Genomic DNA, 13,988 nt, shown 5'->3' with positions numbered 1-13,988 from the left:
CCGCGCGTCCCATGGAAAGACGAACCAGCGCTCGCCGGTCTTGCGATCATGCATGACGGGATAGAGTGGGGCTATCGTTGCGCATGCGTGATCTGTTGAACCAGTCCGATCCGTCACGGCAATATCAGCCTTTTGGGCAGGGTTTCGATGAGCCTCGCCCACTTATCGAGCATTGAATCCAACCGATAGGCCTCTATCCTGTTGCCGGGGCAAAGAGCGGTCCCAGGATCGACCTGCTGCGCCAGCGCCTGCGCCATGGCGACGGGGTCCGACGGATCGACCAACAGGCCATAGCGCCCCTGGTCCAGCACCGACGCGGCATTCCCCGCGCTGAGGGACGCGACCACCGGCACGTCGAGCGCCATGGCTTCCAGCAGGACGTTGGCCGATCCTTCCCACCAGGACGGCAGGATGAAGGCGTCGGCGTGGGCGAGCCACGGGAAGACATTGTCGACCGTGCCGGGCAGCAAAAGCGCGTCGCCGATCCCCAGCGCATCGGCCTGATCGCGCAGCGCCTGCCGCGCGCCGTCACGGCTGTTGCCCAGGATGATCAGCCGGGCGGGCACGCCGTCCCGCCGCAACCGGGCGATGGCCGTCAACAACGTGCCGAAATTCTTTTGCGGCGCCAGGCGGCCGATGGCGATGACGATCGGTCCGCCTTCGTCATACCAGCCATGGGGGGACGATCCGACAGCGCAGGCTCGCGCCACCGACGGATCGATCGCATTTTCGATGATCGAAGCCCGGCCATCAAGCAAGGCGCGACCGAGGGCGGGCGTGTCGGTGGCTAATGTGGGTGATACCAGCACCAGATGATCGGCGTCTGCCGACAGCCAATGCGCGAACAGGGATCGGCCGACCGTTCCGATCCTGGTGCGGGGTGTCCCTTGCGCGGCGCGTATGAGGTCGTTGCTGATGCGGTAGATCCGGCGCAGCCCCGGCATCGCCCGGCTGCCGAGCAACACCGTCAGATGGCCATGATTGCCCGCCGACAGGATGATATCGGGCCGGGTTCGCCGCAGATAGGCATGAAGACGCGGGATAGCCCGCCATTTTTGCAGCATGCGTGATCCATGCTTATGCGGTAGCAGCGCATGATGGGTGGCGCCTTGCGCAGCTTCGCCGCCCGGCAATGCCGTGACGATTTCCACCGCGTGCCCGCGTTTCTGAAAATCGCTGGCGAGCAGGCGCACGTTGCGTACGACGCCGGTCGCCGCAAGCGCATGGACATACAGGATGATTTTCATCGCCGGTCCCGCTGCACCACCCGAGCCTGACGCCAGTCCGCACCTGTCAGCTTGTCCAGGGCGTGACGATAGAGGATGCCCAGACGCGTGTCCCCCACCCCCAGGCCGTTGACCAGTTGGACGATATCGGTGCCGGGGTTCCAATTGCCTTCGACCAGCACCGGTCCTTGCGGAGTCAGGCCGATGTCCCAGCCGATCACGGTGAAACCCGGCCGAAATCGTTCATGCGCCCGGATCGCCACGCTCCTGGCTGCGGCGATATAGGGCAGCACGACGCCTTCGATCTGCGCGCCGGTGGTCGGGTGGCGGCTGTGGCTGGAAGGTGGCCGCTTGCCGCCGCTGCGCCAAGCCACGCCGCAACGCCCATGCGGATCGACCGCCAGCACCAGATTGCCGGCGTTGAAATTATCGACCGGTCGCGGTCCTCCGGCGGACAGGCGCAATGCCATGTCGCAAATTTCCGGCTTGTCCTGCTCGTTCATGCAGGTGACGATGCGCAAGGTGGGCAGCGCGCCCGGCGACAGGTCAGCCAGCGCGCCATGGGTCTGCAGGCATGTCTGGATGACCCCGCCCTGCCCCCACACGCGCCGTAAATGCGTGGTGAGCCGGACGGTGGTCAGCGCGTGCGCACCGTCTCGCCAAAGGTCGCCTTCGCGGACGAAGCGCTCCACCCCCTGCCCCTTCGACCGATAGCTGGGCTTTGCGATGATCGCATCCTGTCCGGCGAGCCAGGCGTCCAGATCGTCCACGTCGAGGTTGCACGCGCCGGGCAGCGGCAATCCGGCGGCCGCCTGCGCGAAGAGTTGCTTGTTCTTGAGCGGGTTCGCGCCAAGCGGGAAGGCTGCGGGGTTCAGCAGCCGATGCACCCCCTTGCGATCGCGCATGCTGATACCCTGCCCTCGCACGGCATCATCCAGATAGCGGCGTTCGGCCCGCGACCAGCCATCACGACCAAGAATGGACAACATATGCGCGGCCAGCCGCTGCGCCGGCGTCCAGTGCCGCATCAGGCCGTCATGATAGGTGCGCAACAGCACATTGTCGCCCTCGCCCCGTACAGGCAGCGCACGCAGGGTGAGCAATGGCGGCTACTCCGCCGCCTGCGCCAGGGACAGGCGCTGATCCAGCAAGGTCGTGGCGATGCCGTGCGACCGGTCATTGTCGACATCGATCGCCACCGCCCCGTCGGTCAGGATCACCGGGCTGATCGTCAGGCGGAAACGGCGGGAGAAGCGGGTGAAGGCCTCATCAAGCGTGCCGATGCCGAAGCGAAAGCGGATGAGATTGACAAGACCGAAGGCCCCGACAATCCGGCCGGGATGTTTGACGAACTGGCCACCGGAACGAAATGCTTCCGCCGCCTTCAGCGCGGCGCGGTCCCGCAGCCAATAGGTGTTGCAATTGGAATAGGCGTCGTCTGCGAAGCTGTAGAATTTGCGCTGCCCTTGCGGATGGGCGGCCAGCACCGACGCGCGGCGGGTAAAGGCGACGGCGGCGTCCGCCGCCTGGATCGCGCATCCGTCCAGCATCTCGTCCACCGTATCGGGCGTCAGCATCACATTATCGGCCGTGGTGATGAGCAGCGGAAAAGCCGCGCCGTCCGCGCCAGCCATTATGCTGTCGACCAGATTGGGCCGCGCCGCCACGCCGATCAGTCGGCCGCTGTGCAGCAGGCCACGGAGCGAAGGCATATAGGCGAGCAAAGCCGGATCCTCGATCACCACCCGGATTTCGCCGATCCGGCGATTGGCCACCAGCGCGTCGATCACATGGAGCAGCATCGGCTGACCAGCGACCGGGACCAGGCATTTATGGGTGACGCCAGCCGCCATCGCCAGCGGATCGGTTGTGCCGTCGCGTCGCCCGGCGAGCAGGATCGCGGTCGTCCGCCCGCTCCTCATGCCGCCACCTGCACGATCGCCTCGTCCAACAACCCCTGGCGGGCCAGGCTATGGCCAACGATGGTTTCGACCAGCGCCGCATGATCCAGGCCGATGGACGCAGCGGAGCGGGCAATCGTCTTCTTCGACCATAGATTGCAGGACAGGTTCACCTCCATGAACAGTGCCTGCCCGGTCATCGGATCGTAGCGAAACTCGAACCGGCCATAGTCGAACGGCCAGAGTTCGGGCAGCAAGGCCGCAGTCATCGCTTCCAGCCGCGCGCGCAGATCGGCGTCTTCGACCAATATCAGCGGGTCGTCGCCCGCATCGATCAGGCCGCGCTTCTCTTCATAACTACGTTCGCGATGCGGATCGGCCGGGACGTACATCATCGGCGGCAATATCCAGGGTCGGCCGCCGCTGCCACCGATCACCGGCACCGCGACGTCCAGCAACGGCGCCCATTGCTCCATCAGCACGTCGTGCCCCAGCGCGAACAGGCTGGCGGCATGATCCTGCGCGTCGGCCCAGCTATCCACCATCTTCACGCCCCATGATGCGGAGGAGGCATTGGGCTTCACCACCAGCCGATCCGCCGCAAAGATCGGCGCTTCCAACAGACCGCCCCGGCGGAAGAGTTGCGCCGCCATGGTCGGCACGCCCCGCGCCCGCGCGATCATCTTGCTGAGATATTTGTCGTCTGACAGGCCCCGCACGATCGGGCTGGCCCCGAGATAGGGCATGGCGCGGCGACTGAGCAGCAGCGGCGCCAGCATCTCGCTATTCTGGAACCCGCCCCTATTGAGCAGGGTGACGACGAAATCGGCATCCGGTCGTTCAAACAATGCGTCATAGCTGTCGGCGACCGCGACGTTCAGGCCGATCGCTTCCAATGTCGACCGCATTTCATGATGATAGACGGCATGGTTGCCATCCTGCGGGTCAGGGCGTCCGTCGGCGCAGGCATGTTTGGCAAGAAATAGCATGCGCAGCCGTGCCTTGTCGGCGGCGGGAATGCGGATCTGGCGGGAATCGATCGCTGTCATGCCTTGTCACTAGCGATCCAGCATGACGCGCCGTTTACCGCGCTGTTGCAGCCGCATAACGGTCATCGGTCAGGATGATGACCGTTCAGGCGCAAATTTATGACGACGGACCGCCATTCGTTTCGAGCGTGTCGGGATGCCGTCCCCACATCGCCCGAAACGAAGGGCAAGTCGTCCCTTCAGAAGCCAGCCTTCAGCGTCGCGAAGAACTGCTGCGGCGCACCGACCAGCAGTGTCTGCGCGTCGCCGCTATTGCCGAAGCCGCCCGACCCGATGGTGCTGACATATTTCTTGTCGAACAGGTTGGTGACGTTCATCTGGATTTCGATCTTGTCGGTGAAGCGATAGCCAAGCGAGGCATCGACGATCACCCGCTCAGGGACCGACGCATCATTGGTATAGCTGTAGAAGCGGCGCGACATATAGTTGGCGCCGACGCGGAAGAAGCGTTGGCCGTCGTCATAGTTGAGTTCGCCCCGCGCCATATGCTTGGGGCTGTCGACCACCATCTTGTCCTTGATCGCGGCGACCAGCGAGCCGTCCGAGCTGTTGAGCACATCGTCGCGATAGGTCGCGTCGGTGTAGCTGTAGCTGGCATAAAGACCAAAGCCGCTGCCCAGCTTCAGGTCGCCCGCCGCTTCGACGCCGATCGCGCGGACGCCGCCGACATTTTGCAATGCCGACGCCAGACCCTGGATCGGACTGCCCACCTGGACCGACAGCAGGCGGTTCTTGAAGTTGACCAGATAGGCGCCCAGCGTGCCGTTGAAGATCGGGTTGTGATAGCGCAGGCCCAGTTCGTAGGTGTCCGACGATTCAGGCTTCAGATCGTTCCTGATGGCGTTGAAGCCCGCCTGGTTGGTCGAGAAAGGCCCGGTGGTGGTGGCGCTGGCGAAGGCACGCGTCACCTGGGTGAAGCCGCCGAAAATTTCCGCTTCAGGGCTGAATTCGACCGCGAAACCGGCATGGGGCTGGAACCAGTCCTCCGCCTTGATCTTGCCCTGCGGGAAGGTGGAGGCGACGATCGCTTCGGCCTTGTTCTTGACGCTGAATCCCTTCCAGCCGAGGTTGATCGTCACCATGCCCAGGTCGATCTTGTCCTGCACATGATATTGGATCGTGTCGGTGGTGAAGTCGAACTCCCACTGGGTGGCGAAGGGATTTTTGGGATAGTCGCGGAAGGACAGGCCCGGATCGGTGCGGCTGGCCAAGGCGTAGAAGCGGCGCGCCTGATGGAATTTGTTGTTTTCATACCAGGCGCCGACGCTGAAATTCTGGATACCCAATATATAGTCGACGCTGCCGAACACGCCGATCCGGTCCATGTCATACTCCGTCGTGCGCACGGAGATCGGCACGCCATTGGGGCTGGCGGTGTAGGGGGTCGCCCACAGACCCATGCCGCTATTATTGTGATAATAGCCCTTGATCTTGAAGCTCGCCTGCTCACCCAGCGGCGTGGTGAGACCGACCGCGCCCAGCCAGTCCTTGCGCAGGCCGGCGGCATCATAATAGGCGTCGTCGGCGCTGGTCACATTGCCGGGATAGACCTGTCCACCAGCAACCGGCGCGCCACTATAGTCGAAACGGCCATCCGGAAAGGGCGAGCCGCCGCTGTTGCTGACGCGGTCGACATCGTTCAGGCGGCTGGCATAGTCGATCGCGCGAGCATAGTCGGGATAGGTGTTGTCCCATTTCCAGCCCAGGCGACGGATCATGCCCATCGACATGTCCTGATAATCCTGTTCGCGGCGATCCGAATAGCTGAGCCAGCCATCGATCTTCGCGTCGCCGACCGGGATCACGACCTTGGCGTTGCCCATATGCTGGTCCTGCACGCCCTGCCCCTTCCACTTGTCGGTGGAACCGTACCCGTACGATATGTAGCCGCGAATGCCATCCGGACTGCCCATGTTGAAACGGCCGAATGCGCGCAACGTATCATTGCTGCCGTACGTCAGATTGGCGTCCACGCCGAGCGCTTCCGCCGGGTCCATCGAAAAGGTTTCGACCGTGCCGCCCAGATTGCCGGTCGCCTGCGTGCCGAGCGACCCAGCGCCCTGCGACACCCGCACGCTGCCGATATTCTCGCTGCTGACGGCGCGGGTGATGTGCAGGCCATTATGATTGCCATAGCTCATATCACCCAGCGGAATGCCGTCGAAGGTGAAGCCAAGCTGGTTCTGGTTGAAGCTGCGGATGGTGACGCGCTGCGACCATTCATAATTGCCAAACGGATCGGACGACTGGAAATTGACGCTGGGCAGCTTTTCGATGGCCTTGAGCGCATTGGTGCCAGGCGTCAGGGTCTGGATTTCCTTGGCCGAAATCTCCTGCACCTGGCGGGTTTCGCCCCGGCCGAAAACGATGATCTCCGCGCCGCTGTCAACTGCGGCGTCGGCGGGCGCGCCGGCCTGCGCGAAGGCGGGCACGGAAATGACGGCGGTCGACGCCATCAGCAGAGCGGTGGTGATGCGCATGGTCGGATAATCCCCCTTTTGAAACCTTTTGGTCGGGGGCGGCCTATCCGCACGATGTTGCAGCGCGATGTGCTAAGCTTGACGGCGCGAAGTCAGTCTCATGACATGGCTGTCATATTGGGATGCCGGGGAAGGACGGATGCCCTCCCCCGATCCGATCAATCGTTCACGAAGCTGAGCGTCGCGATGTGATAGAGGGTCGCGACCTTCTGGTTCGCCAGGGTCAGGTCGCCCTTTTCCTCCTGCGTCGCGGTCAGGATATAGCGTCCCTTGTCCTTGATCGGCAAGGCGACCCGGCCCTGCGCGTCGGTCGTGAAAGCCTTGGTCCATTTGTCAGGCGAGATGACGGTCAGCTTGGTGGCGGGCACCGGCTTGCCGTCGCGGACAAGCGTAAAGCTATCCGCATGGGCCGCTGTCGGCACGATCTCCAGCGGCAAGGCAGCCTTGGCTTCGGCGCGGCCGGCGCGGGCATAATAGATTACGCCCTCCTTCTTGCCCTCTTCACCCCAGGGGGCGAAAACGCTGTCGTCGATCACACGCACGTCGCCAGCCGGGGCCGCGACCTCGATGTAGCCGACCTTGCGCGTCTGCGCCGCCTTCGATCCCGGCACCAGTCGCGGCGCCTTGAGCTTCTCGAACTCAGGATCGCCGCCTTCCGGCAGGACTTCGCCCGGTTCGCCCAGATAGATGCGCGCGGGGCCCACGCCGTCGCGCTCGACCCACACTTCATGCGCCTGCGCCGTGGAAGACAGGCCGACAAAGGCCAGCAGGGCCATGGACAATCTCTTCATGCTCTCTCCTCTTGGGATCGTCAGAAACGGAAACCGACCGTGCCCATCACGTTACGCGGCGCGCCGACGAAGCAGTCGCCACGCGCCAGGCAGGACGCATAATATTGGTTGTTGAGCAGGTTGGTCGCATTGAGCGCAAAGCGCCAGCTATGCCAGTTGATCTCCGCCAGCGCGTCGACCGTGGTGCGCGACGGCGTGACGATCGACCAGATGGCGCTGGTCGATATGCTTTTGCCGCTATAGACCACGCCCGCCCCCAGGCGCAGCTGCGCGTCGTCGGCGACGCCGAAGCTCTTGCTCGACCAGATCGACGCGGTGTGGCGTGGCATATAGTCCAGGCTGGTGTTCACTTCGGACTTCAGCTTGTTGTAGCCATAATTGACCAGCAGCTCGAAATCGCCCGGCATGGTGTGGCTTGCCTCGACCTCGATACCCTTGGTCGTCAACTCGCCGGACTGCGTCGTCGCATTGTTGGCGAGATAAAGAACGCGGTTGCGCTCCTTGATGTGGAAGGCCGTGACCGTGACCAGGGTGCTGGGTTCCGGCTGCCACTTCATGCCCGCCTCGAACTGTGTGCCGGTCTGCGGCCGGTAGGGATCGCCGATGACGCCCCCCGGCCCCATGAGCGAACCGGCGACCGGCAGGAAGCTTTCGGTATAGCTGAAAAAGGGCGAGAAGCCTGCGCCCAGTTCACCGATGATGCCCGCGCGGAAGGTGGTGGCGTTGTCGTCCTGTCCACGTGACCCAGTGACATGATCGCGACGCGCGCCAAGCACAACCGAAACTCGATCGAAGAAGCGGATCTGGTCCTGCATATAAACGCCGAGCTGCTTCTGCGATTCATATGTAAAGGGGCCGGAAGAATTATAGGTATTGAGCGCGTCATAATCGATATCGTACAGATCGACCACTTCAAGCGCGGTCGTGGCATAGCGCTTGCCAACCTTGTTCCAGCTGTAATCAACACCGACAAGAAACTTATGTTCGATATTAGCGCCGGTGTTGAAGGTGAACTGCAGATTATTGTCGGTCGAAAACACGTTCATCCGCGCGTCGCTGGAATCGGCATAAAGGCCGATGGTGCGGCCGTTGGTGCCATATACCGCAAACGGATCGGTCGGGTTGGTATAGCTGTCGGCATAATGGGTGTTGTAGGCTAAGTCGCTATCGATATAGCGCGCCTTCAAGCTGATCCGAACATTGTCGGAGAAGCTGTGTGTTATGGAGCCGCCACCCTGGAGCGAGCGGCCGTCATAGCGGTCCCAACCCGCCTTGCCGACGAACATATAGGGATCGAGCTTGCCACCCGGATTGGCGGGGTTCGGACGGAAGGTGCCGACGATCGGCAGGAATTGCGAGGTCGATCCGGTGTCGTCCTCCTGATAGAGGCCGGTCAGCACAACATCGGTGTCAGGCGTAGGCTGCCAGCGGATCGACGGCGCGAACATCACCCGGTCGTCAGGCACATGATCGACATAGGTGTCGGCGTCGCGGGCGCGGCCGACGAAGCGCACCGCCAGATTATCGGCCAGCGCGACATTGACGTCGCCCAGCACTTCCTTGCGGTCGTAGCTGCCATAGACGAGGTTCACTTCGCCGCGCGTGCGGAAGTCCGGCGTCTTGGAGACGAGGTTGACGAGGCCGCCGATCGATCCCTGACCATAGAGCACGGACGCCGGGCCGCGGACGATTTCAACGCGGTCGAAATTATAGGGGTCCGACGTGATGCTGGCATAGTAGGAAAAGATGTCGCGCATGCCGTCGCGGAACTGAAGCGCGTCGATCCCGCGAATGTTGAAGCCATCGACGCGGGTATCGCGGCCATAGGGATTGGCGAGGACGCTGGCGCCATATTTCACCGTATCGCTGATGCTGATCGCGCCCTGCGACAGATATTGGTCCGCTGTGATGACGGTGATGGGCTGGGGCGTTTCGATCAGGGGTGTTTCGGTCTTTGTGCCCGCAAATTGCGATGCGGTGACGACAATCGAATCCTGCGCCTGGTCCGCGTCCGCAGCTACAGAGTCCTCGGCGGCATAGGCCGGGTGACACAAAGCCATTGCCGCTGCGCTGCCAAGCGCGATCCATTTTACGTTCATCATCTGCCTCTGATTTGATTCGATGGACGGCCCCTTACGGATAATGCGACATATTCGCAATTGCATTGGATCAGGCCGATCGAAAAACGGGCTCCATGTGGCCATTTTAGCGCATCGGACGCGGCCTGTGAGTTTTGCGACAAGACGCCATGAACTCAATGGCTTGATGTGCGTTTATAGGGGACGAACAGCGGGGATGGAGGCAGGTGATGGTGATTTCTGTGCGATTCCCCGATGGCAGTTGGCGTGAAGTGCCCAGCGAATTGCGCGCCGTCGATCCCGCAACGACCGGCGACCAGGCGTGTTTTCGCCATGTTCCGATCAATTGCGACGCCCAATGGCGCTATATGTGCGTGGGATCGGTATGGCTTGCCCGCCCGCGCCGGGGAAAATTGTCGATCCTGACTCCGACGGTGGATGATTGGTGGCAGGGGATTACGGCCATGGGCGAAGCGCCTGCATCATCGGACGACAAGGCTCGCTCGCCCCGCGCTGCCTGACCACACCCGCAATCAGGGGCAGGGATCGGGGATAGCCCGATGGATGTATTCGATCGCCGCCAGTTGCTCTTGGGAGAGGTGGACATCCACACTGGCGATGTCTGTCCTAAGCTGTTCCAGGCTGGTCGCGCCGATGATCGTTGATGTCACGAACGGTTGCGCATGGACGAAGGCGAGCGCGAGGTGCGCAGGGTCCAACCCGAAAGCATGGGCGATCGCGACATAGCGCGCGCTGGCGATCGCCTGGTTGGGCAGGTCGTACCGCACGAATTGTTTGGACACATCGCGACGCGAACCCTGGGGAATGACGCCACCCAGATATTTGCCGGTCAGGTTCCCGCCCGCCAATGGCGAGTAAGCGAGCAGCCCGACATCTTCGCGCAGCGCATATTCGGACAGGCCGATCTCGAATATACGGTTGAGCAGATTATAGGCGTTCTGGATCGACGCGATACGCGGCAGGCCATGATCGCGCGCCAGACGGAGATATTCGCCCACGCCCCATGGCGTTTCGTTGGAAACGCCGACATGGCGGATCTTGCCCGCCTGGACCAGGTCGGCCAAGGCCTCCAGAGTTTCCTGGATCGCGACGGTTTCGGCCGTGTCCTCCAGCGCTGCGATACCGCGTCAGCCAAAGGACGGGACCGGCCGGTCAGGCCAATGGACCTGATAAAGATCGATATAATCGGTCTTCAACCGGGCAAGGCTGTCGTCAACCGCCAAAAGGATGTTGCGACGGTCGAGCCTGTTGCCGCCGCCGCGAAATTTCCGGATGGGATCGCGCGACGGCCCGGACACCTTGGTAGCCACTATGATGTCGTCCCGCTTTCCCCGCGCCGCAAGCCAGTTGCCGATATAGGTTTCGGTCAGGAACTGCGTATCCGCGCTGACCGGCGTGACCGGATAGCCTTCCGCCGTGTCGATGAAATTGACGCCCTCGCCTACGGCATAGTCCAATTGGGCATGCGCCTCCGCCTCGCTATTCTGCGACCCCCAGGTCATGGTGCCGAGGCAGATCAGGCTGACCTTCAGGTCCGTGCGGCCGAGCGTGCGATAGTCCATCCGATCCTCCCATGAGTGCGGCTGCCTCTCTTAGCCTTTCGCAAGGCGAGGGAAAGAGGGGCAGACATGATTGATTAAGACGCATCGATCGATGAGCGCCACATATGACGATGACTTAGCCCTCGTCCGTCAGGTCCATGAAATTGCGGGCAGCGTCCCGATCCGCCGCATTGTCGAACGCCACCTCCAGATCGGGCGCAGCGCCCAGCAGGAACAGCAGCGACCATAAGGCGAAGCGGCGACCGCGATCCTCCTCCAGGCCCAGATCGACCTGCATGCGCTCCATGCCCGCCTCGACCGTCGAGGCGGGCAAGCTGTCGAGGTCCGTGGTCCCGAAATAGCGCTGAAGCTGGTCATCGAAATGCATCGGCCCGCCCTACAGCAGCGGGCCGTGCGCAGGCAAGGCGACAGCGTCAGTCCACAAGGGCGCAGGGGACGATGCTGGCCGGATCGGGGCGCGACGTGATACGTCGGAACCGCGCCAGATAGCCGCCTGCGGTCGGTTTGGGGATAAGCTGTTCCATGCGAAACCCCATGGCGGCCAGTTCGCAGGCCAGCAGGCGCGGCGGCGTGCCGTGCTGGTCGGTCGGGCGGTCGGCATCGACGACGATCAGTTCGCCGTCCTTCTTGAGCGCAGGGCTGAGGTGCCACAGGAAGGCGTAAGGCTCGGCGATCTCATGATACATGTGCACCATCAGGATGCGATCGAAACTGTTTTCCGGCAGTTTGGGATCTTCTGCCGCGCCCAGCTTGACGCTGACATTGTCCCATTTTTCGCGCGTGATGCGGCGCGACAAAGCCTCGATCACTTCGGGCATGATGTCTTCTGCCAGCACCCGCCCCTTGTCGCCCACCCGCTTGGCAAGGCGGACCGTATAATAGCCTTCGCCAGCGCCGATGTCCGCCACCGTCATGCCCGCGCGGATGCCCGCCCGGTCCATGATATCCTCCGCCTCATTCACTCGGTCGCGCGCTTCCTCGCTCGACCAGCGGGTCGATACGATCGGGGCAACCGGCCGGTCGGCCTGCGGGAAAGGCGCGGCGGCGGCAGGCCGATGCGTCTCCTTGCTCCCGCCCAGCTGATCACAAGCGGCCAGCAGGGCAAGCGCGCCCGCCAATGCCGCCCGGATCATCAGTCCACATCCTCCACATCGACCTTCTCGCCCGTCACCTTCTGGCTGAGCGCGGCGGCCATGAAAGGATCGAGTGCGCCGTCCAGCACGTCGTCGGGCGCGGTGGAGGTGACGCCGGTCCGCAGGTCCTTCACCAGCTGATAGGGCTGGAGGACATAGGAGCGGATCTGATGGCCCCAGCCGATCTCCGTCTTAGCCTGATAGTCGGTATTGGCCGCTTCCTCGCGCTTGCGCAGTTCCGCCTCATAGAGGCGGGCCTTTAGCATGTTCATCGCGGTGGCGCGGTTCTTGTGCTGCGACCGGTCGTTCTGCGACGCGACGATGATGCCGGAGGGGACGTGGGTGATGCGGACCGCCGAGTCGGTCGTGTTGACGTGCTGCCCGCCCGCACCCGATGCGCGATAGGTATCGATCTTGAGGTCGCTTTCCTTGACTTCGATATCGATATTGTCGTCGATCACCGGATAGACCCACACCGACGAGAAGCTGGTGTGCCGACGCGCCGCGCTGTCATAAGGGCTGATTCGGACCAGGCGGTGGACGCCGCTTTCGGTCTTGGCATAGCCATAGGCATTCTCGCCCTTGATCAGGAAAGTCGCCGACTTGATGCCTGCGGTTTCGCCCGCCTGATAGTCGACCAGTTCCACCTTGTAGCCGCGCCGTTCGGCCCAGCGGCGATACATGCGGGACAGGATTTCGGCCCAGTCCTGGCTTTCGGTGCCGCCCGCGCCCGCGTGGATTTCCAGATAGGTGTCGCTGGCGTCGGCTTCGCCCGCCAGCAGCGCCTTGATCTTGTCCTCGTCCGCCCGCTCGGCCAGCGCCTTCAGCGAAGCGATGGCCTCGGACACCATTTCCTCGTCACCTTCGGCCTCGGCCATGTCGATCAGCTCGGCATTGTCGCTCTTGCCGCCCTCGATCGCGCGGGTGGCGCCGATCGCGCTTTCCAGCCGGGTGCGCTCACGCATGACCTCTTGCGCCAGCTTGGCGTTGTCCCAAAGGGTCGGATCTTCGACGCGCGCGTTCAGCTCGTCCAGACGGCGCAGCGCACGGTCCCAGTCGAGGAAGCGGCGCAACAGGTCCAGCGCGGCGTCGATACGGTCGATATATTGCTGCGCTTCGGCGCGCATGATCTGTTCTCCATATGCCACATAGTCGGGGCGAAAGCTGGCGGGGCGAACGCTGTCGATGCGCTCCTTTCTTGCGCCACGGCCCGCGCGTCAAGAGAGACAGGACCGTATAGTGCCATGCCACCATGACTGGACAACATAAAATCGCCCAGTTCCGATCCATAAGAGTAACCTTAATAACCATCCTGCGCTAAAAAGACGGAAAAGCGGGATTGAGCCAGGAGAGGGATGCCATGTTCAGCTTTTCCTACGATGCGAATCGACGGCTGCTCCACATCGTCCAGCAGGGTTATTGGACGATCGAGGAGTTTCGCGATTTCGAACAGGCATTTCTGGCGCATCACCGGACGATCGAACTGACGCATAACAGCTACCGGGTTCTGGCGGACTGTCGCGACTATCCCGTGCAGTCGCCGGAGGTGGGAGAAGCGTTCGCCACGCTGTTCCGCATGTTGATGGACCAAAATCATGGTCATTATGCCATCGTCATCGCATCGATGCTCAACAAGGTGCAGGCGCGACGCGTGATCCCGCAGAGCAATGTCGGCCTGTTCGCCGCAGACGAATGGGACAGGGCGATGGCCTGGCTGTTCGAGGATGGCAGCCTGCCCGGATAGGGC

12 protein-coding genes and 1 pseudogene are annotated in these 13,988 nt (G+C 62.7%); 2 read left to right on the top strand and 11 right to left on the bottom strand.

Features of this window, described 5'->3' with window-relative positions; translation table 11 throughout:
- Nucleotides 1-113: 113 nt before the first annotated feature.
- From U5A82_RS05790 to U5A82_RS05760, 7 genes are all read right to left on the bottom strand, one after another.
- Complete coding sequence (locus tag U5A82_RS05790) at nt 114-1,247, bottom strand: glycosyltransferase (RefSeq protein ID WP_326289370.1); 1,134 nt, start codon at nt 1,245-1,247, stop codon at nt 114-116.
- Nucleotides 1,244-2,329: a sugar-transfer associated ATP-grasp domain-containing protein gene (locus U5A82_RS05785; RefSeq protein WP_326289368.1), complete on the bottom strand. Its 1,086-nt coding sequence runs from the start codon at nt 2,327-2,329 to the stop codon at nt 1,244-1,246. Before U5A82_RS05785 ends, U5A82_RS05790 begins: the two co-directional genes overlap by 4 nt.
- Nucleotides 2,330-2,335: 6 nt before the next feature.
- Nucleotides 2,336-3,148: an NTP transferase domain-containing protein gene (locus tag U5A82_RS05780; protein ID WP_326289367.1), complete on the bottom strand. Its 813-nt coding sequence runs from the start codon at nt 3,146-3,148 to the stop codon at nt 2,336-2,338.
- Nucleotides 3,145-4,176 (bottom strand): D-alanine--D-alanine ligase family protein, encoded by a 1,032-nt coding sequence (locus tag U5A82_RS05775; RefSeq protein ID WP_326289366.1) that lies wholly within the window; start codon nt 4,174-4,176, stop codon nt 3,145-3,147. The genes U5A82_RS05780 and U5A82_RS05775 overlap by 4 nt, the downstream gene beginning before the upstream one ends.
- A gap of 179 nt (nt 4,177-4,355) precedes the next feature.
- Nucleotides 4,356-6,656, bottom strand: a complete 2,301-nt coding sequence (locus U5A82_RS05770) for a TonB-dependent receptor (protein ID WP_326289365.1) — start codon at nt 6,654-6,656, stop codon at nt 4,356-4,358.
- 158 nt (nt 6,657-6,814) lie between these two features.
- A complete protein-coding gene (locus tag U5A82_RS05765; RefSeq protein ID WP_326289364.1) occupies nt 6,815-7,447 on the bottom strand; it encodes a DUF4198 domain-containing protein in 633 nt (210 codons plus the stop codon).
- Nucleotides 7,448-7,467: 20 nt separating this feature from the next.
- The gene (locus U5A82_RS05760) at nt 7,468-9,549 is read right to left on the bottom strand and encodes a TonB-dependent siderophore receptor (protein ID WP_326289363.1); all 2,082 of its coding nucleotides are present in this window, start codon (nt 9,547-9,549) and stop codon (nt 7,468-7,470) included.
- Between the two features lie 206 nt (nt 9,550-9,755).
- Between U5A82_RS05760 and U5A82_RS05755 the strand changes: the two genes are divergently transcribed.
- Nucleotides 9,756-10,046: a hypothetical protein gene (locus tag U5A82_RS05755; RefSeq protein WP_326289362.1), complete on the top strand. Its 291-nt coding sequence runs from the start codon at nt 9,756-9,758 to the stop codon at nt 10,044-10,046.
- A gap of 12 nt (nt 10,047-10,058) precedes the next feature.
- On the opposite strand, the pseudogene U5A82_RS05750 reads toward U5A82_RS05755, so the two are convergent.
- From U5A82_RS05750 to prfB, 4 genes and pseudogenes are all read right to left on the bottom strand, one after another.
- Nucleotides 10,059-11,108 (bottom strand): annotated as a pseudogene (locus tag U5A82_RS05750) (NADP(H)-dependent aldo-keto reductase).
- Nucleotides 11,109-11,223: 115 nt separating this feature from the next.
- The gene (locus U5A82_RS05745) at nt 11,224-11,475 is read right to left on the bottom strand and encodes a hypothetical protein (RefSeq protein ID WP_326289361.1); all 252 of its coding nucleotides are present in this window, start codon (nt 11,473-11,475) and stop codon (nt 11,224-11,226) included.
- A gap of 46 nt (nt 11,476-11,521) precedes the next feature.
- On the bottom strand, nt 11,522-12,241 hold the full coding sequence (locus U5A82_RS05740; RefSeq protein WP_326289360.1) for a class I SAM-dependent methyltransferase: 720 nt from the start codon (nt 12,239-12,241) through the stop codon (nt 11,522-11,524).
- A complete protein-coding gene (prfB, locus tag U5A82_RS05735; protein ID WP_326289358.1) occupies nt 12,241-13,368 on the bottom strand; it encodes a peptide chain release factor 2 in 1,128 nt (375 codons plus the stop codon). The genes U5A82_RS05740 and prfB overlap by 1 nt, the downstream gene beginning before the upstream one ends.
- 233 nt (nt 13,369-13,601) lie before the next feature.
- Between prfB and U5A82_RS05730 the strand changes: the two genes are divergently transcribed.
- Nucleotides 13,602-13,985 (top strand): hypothetical protein, encoded by a 384-nt coding sequence (locus tag U5A82_RS05730; protein ID WP_326289357.1) that lies wholly within the window; start codon nt 13,602-13,604, stop codon nt 13,983-13,985.
- The last annotated feature ends 3 nt before the right edge of the window (nt 13,986-13,988 follow it).

Source organism: Sphingobium sp. CR2-8 (assembly GCF_035818615.1).
In the GTDB taxonomy this organism is placed as follows: Bacteria; Pseudomonadota; Alphaproteobacteria; order Sphingomonadales; family Sphingomonadaceae; genus Sphingobium.
This window is presented reverse-complemented; position numbering and strand designations above follow the sequence as displayed.

Bases quoted from the DNA above. Each gene is read 5' to 3' on its own strand.
- U5A82_RS05790 (WP_326289370.1), bottom strand. From the start codon at position 1,247: ATGAAAATCATCCTGTATGTCCATGCGCTTGCGGCGACCGGCGTCGTA.
- U5A82_RS05780 (WP_326289367.1), bottom strand. From the start codon at position 3,148: ATGAGGAGCGGGCGGACGACCGCGATCCTGCTCGCCGGGCGACGCGAC.
- U5A82_RS05775 (WP_326289366.1), bottom strand. From the start codon at position 4,176: ATGACAGCGATCGATTCCCGCCAGATCCGCATTCCCGCCGCCGACAAG.
- U5A82_RS05770 (WP_326289365.1), bottom strand. From the start codon at position 6,656: ATGCGCATCACCACCGCTCTGCTGATGGCGTCGACCGCCGTCATTTCC.
- U5A82_RS05765 (WP_326289364.1), bottom strand. From the start codon at position 7,447: ATGAAGAGATTGTCCATGGCCCTGCTGGCCTTTGTCGGCCTGTCTTCC.
- U5A82_RS05760 (WP_326289363.1), bottom strand. From the start codon at position 9,549: ATGATGAACGTAAAATGGATCGCGCTTGGCAGCGCAGCGGCAATGGCT.
- U5A82_RS05755 (WP_326289362.1), top strand. From the start codon at position 9,756: ATGGTGATTTCTGTGCGATTCCCCGATGGCAGTTGGCGTGAAGTGCCC.
- U5A82_RS05745 (WP_326289361.1), bottom strand. From the start codon at position 11,475: ATGCATTTCGATGACCAGCTTCAGCGCTATTTCGGGACCACGGACCTC.
- U5A82_RS05740 (WP_326289360.1), bottom strand. From the start codon at position 12,241: ATGATCCGGGCGGCATTGGCGGGCGCGCTTGCCCTGCTGGCCGCTTGT.
- prfB (WP_326289358.1), bottom strand. From the start codon at position 13,368: ATGCGCGCCGAAGCGCAGCAATATATCGACCGTATCGACGCCGCGCTG.
- U5A82_RS05730 (WP_326289357.1), top strand. From the start codon at position 13,602: ATGTTCAGCTTTTCCTACGATGCGAATCGACGGCTGCTCCACATCGTC.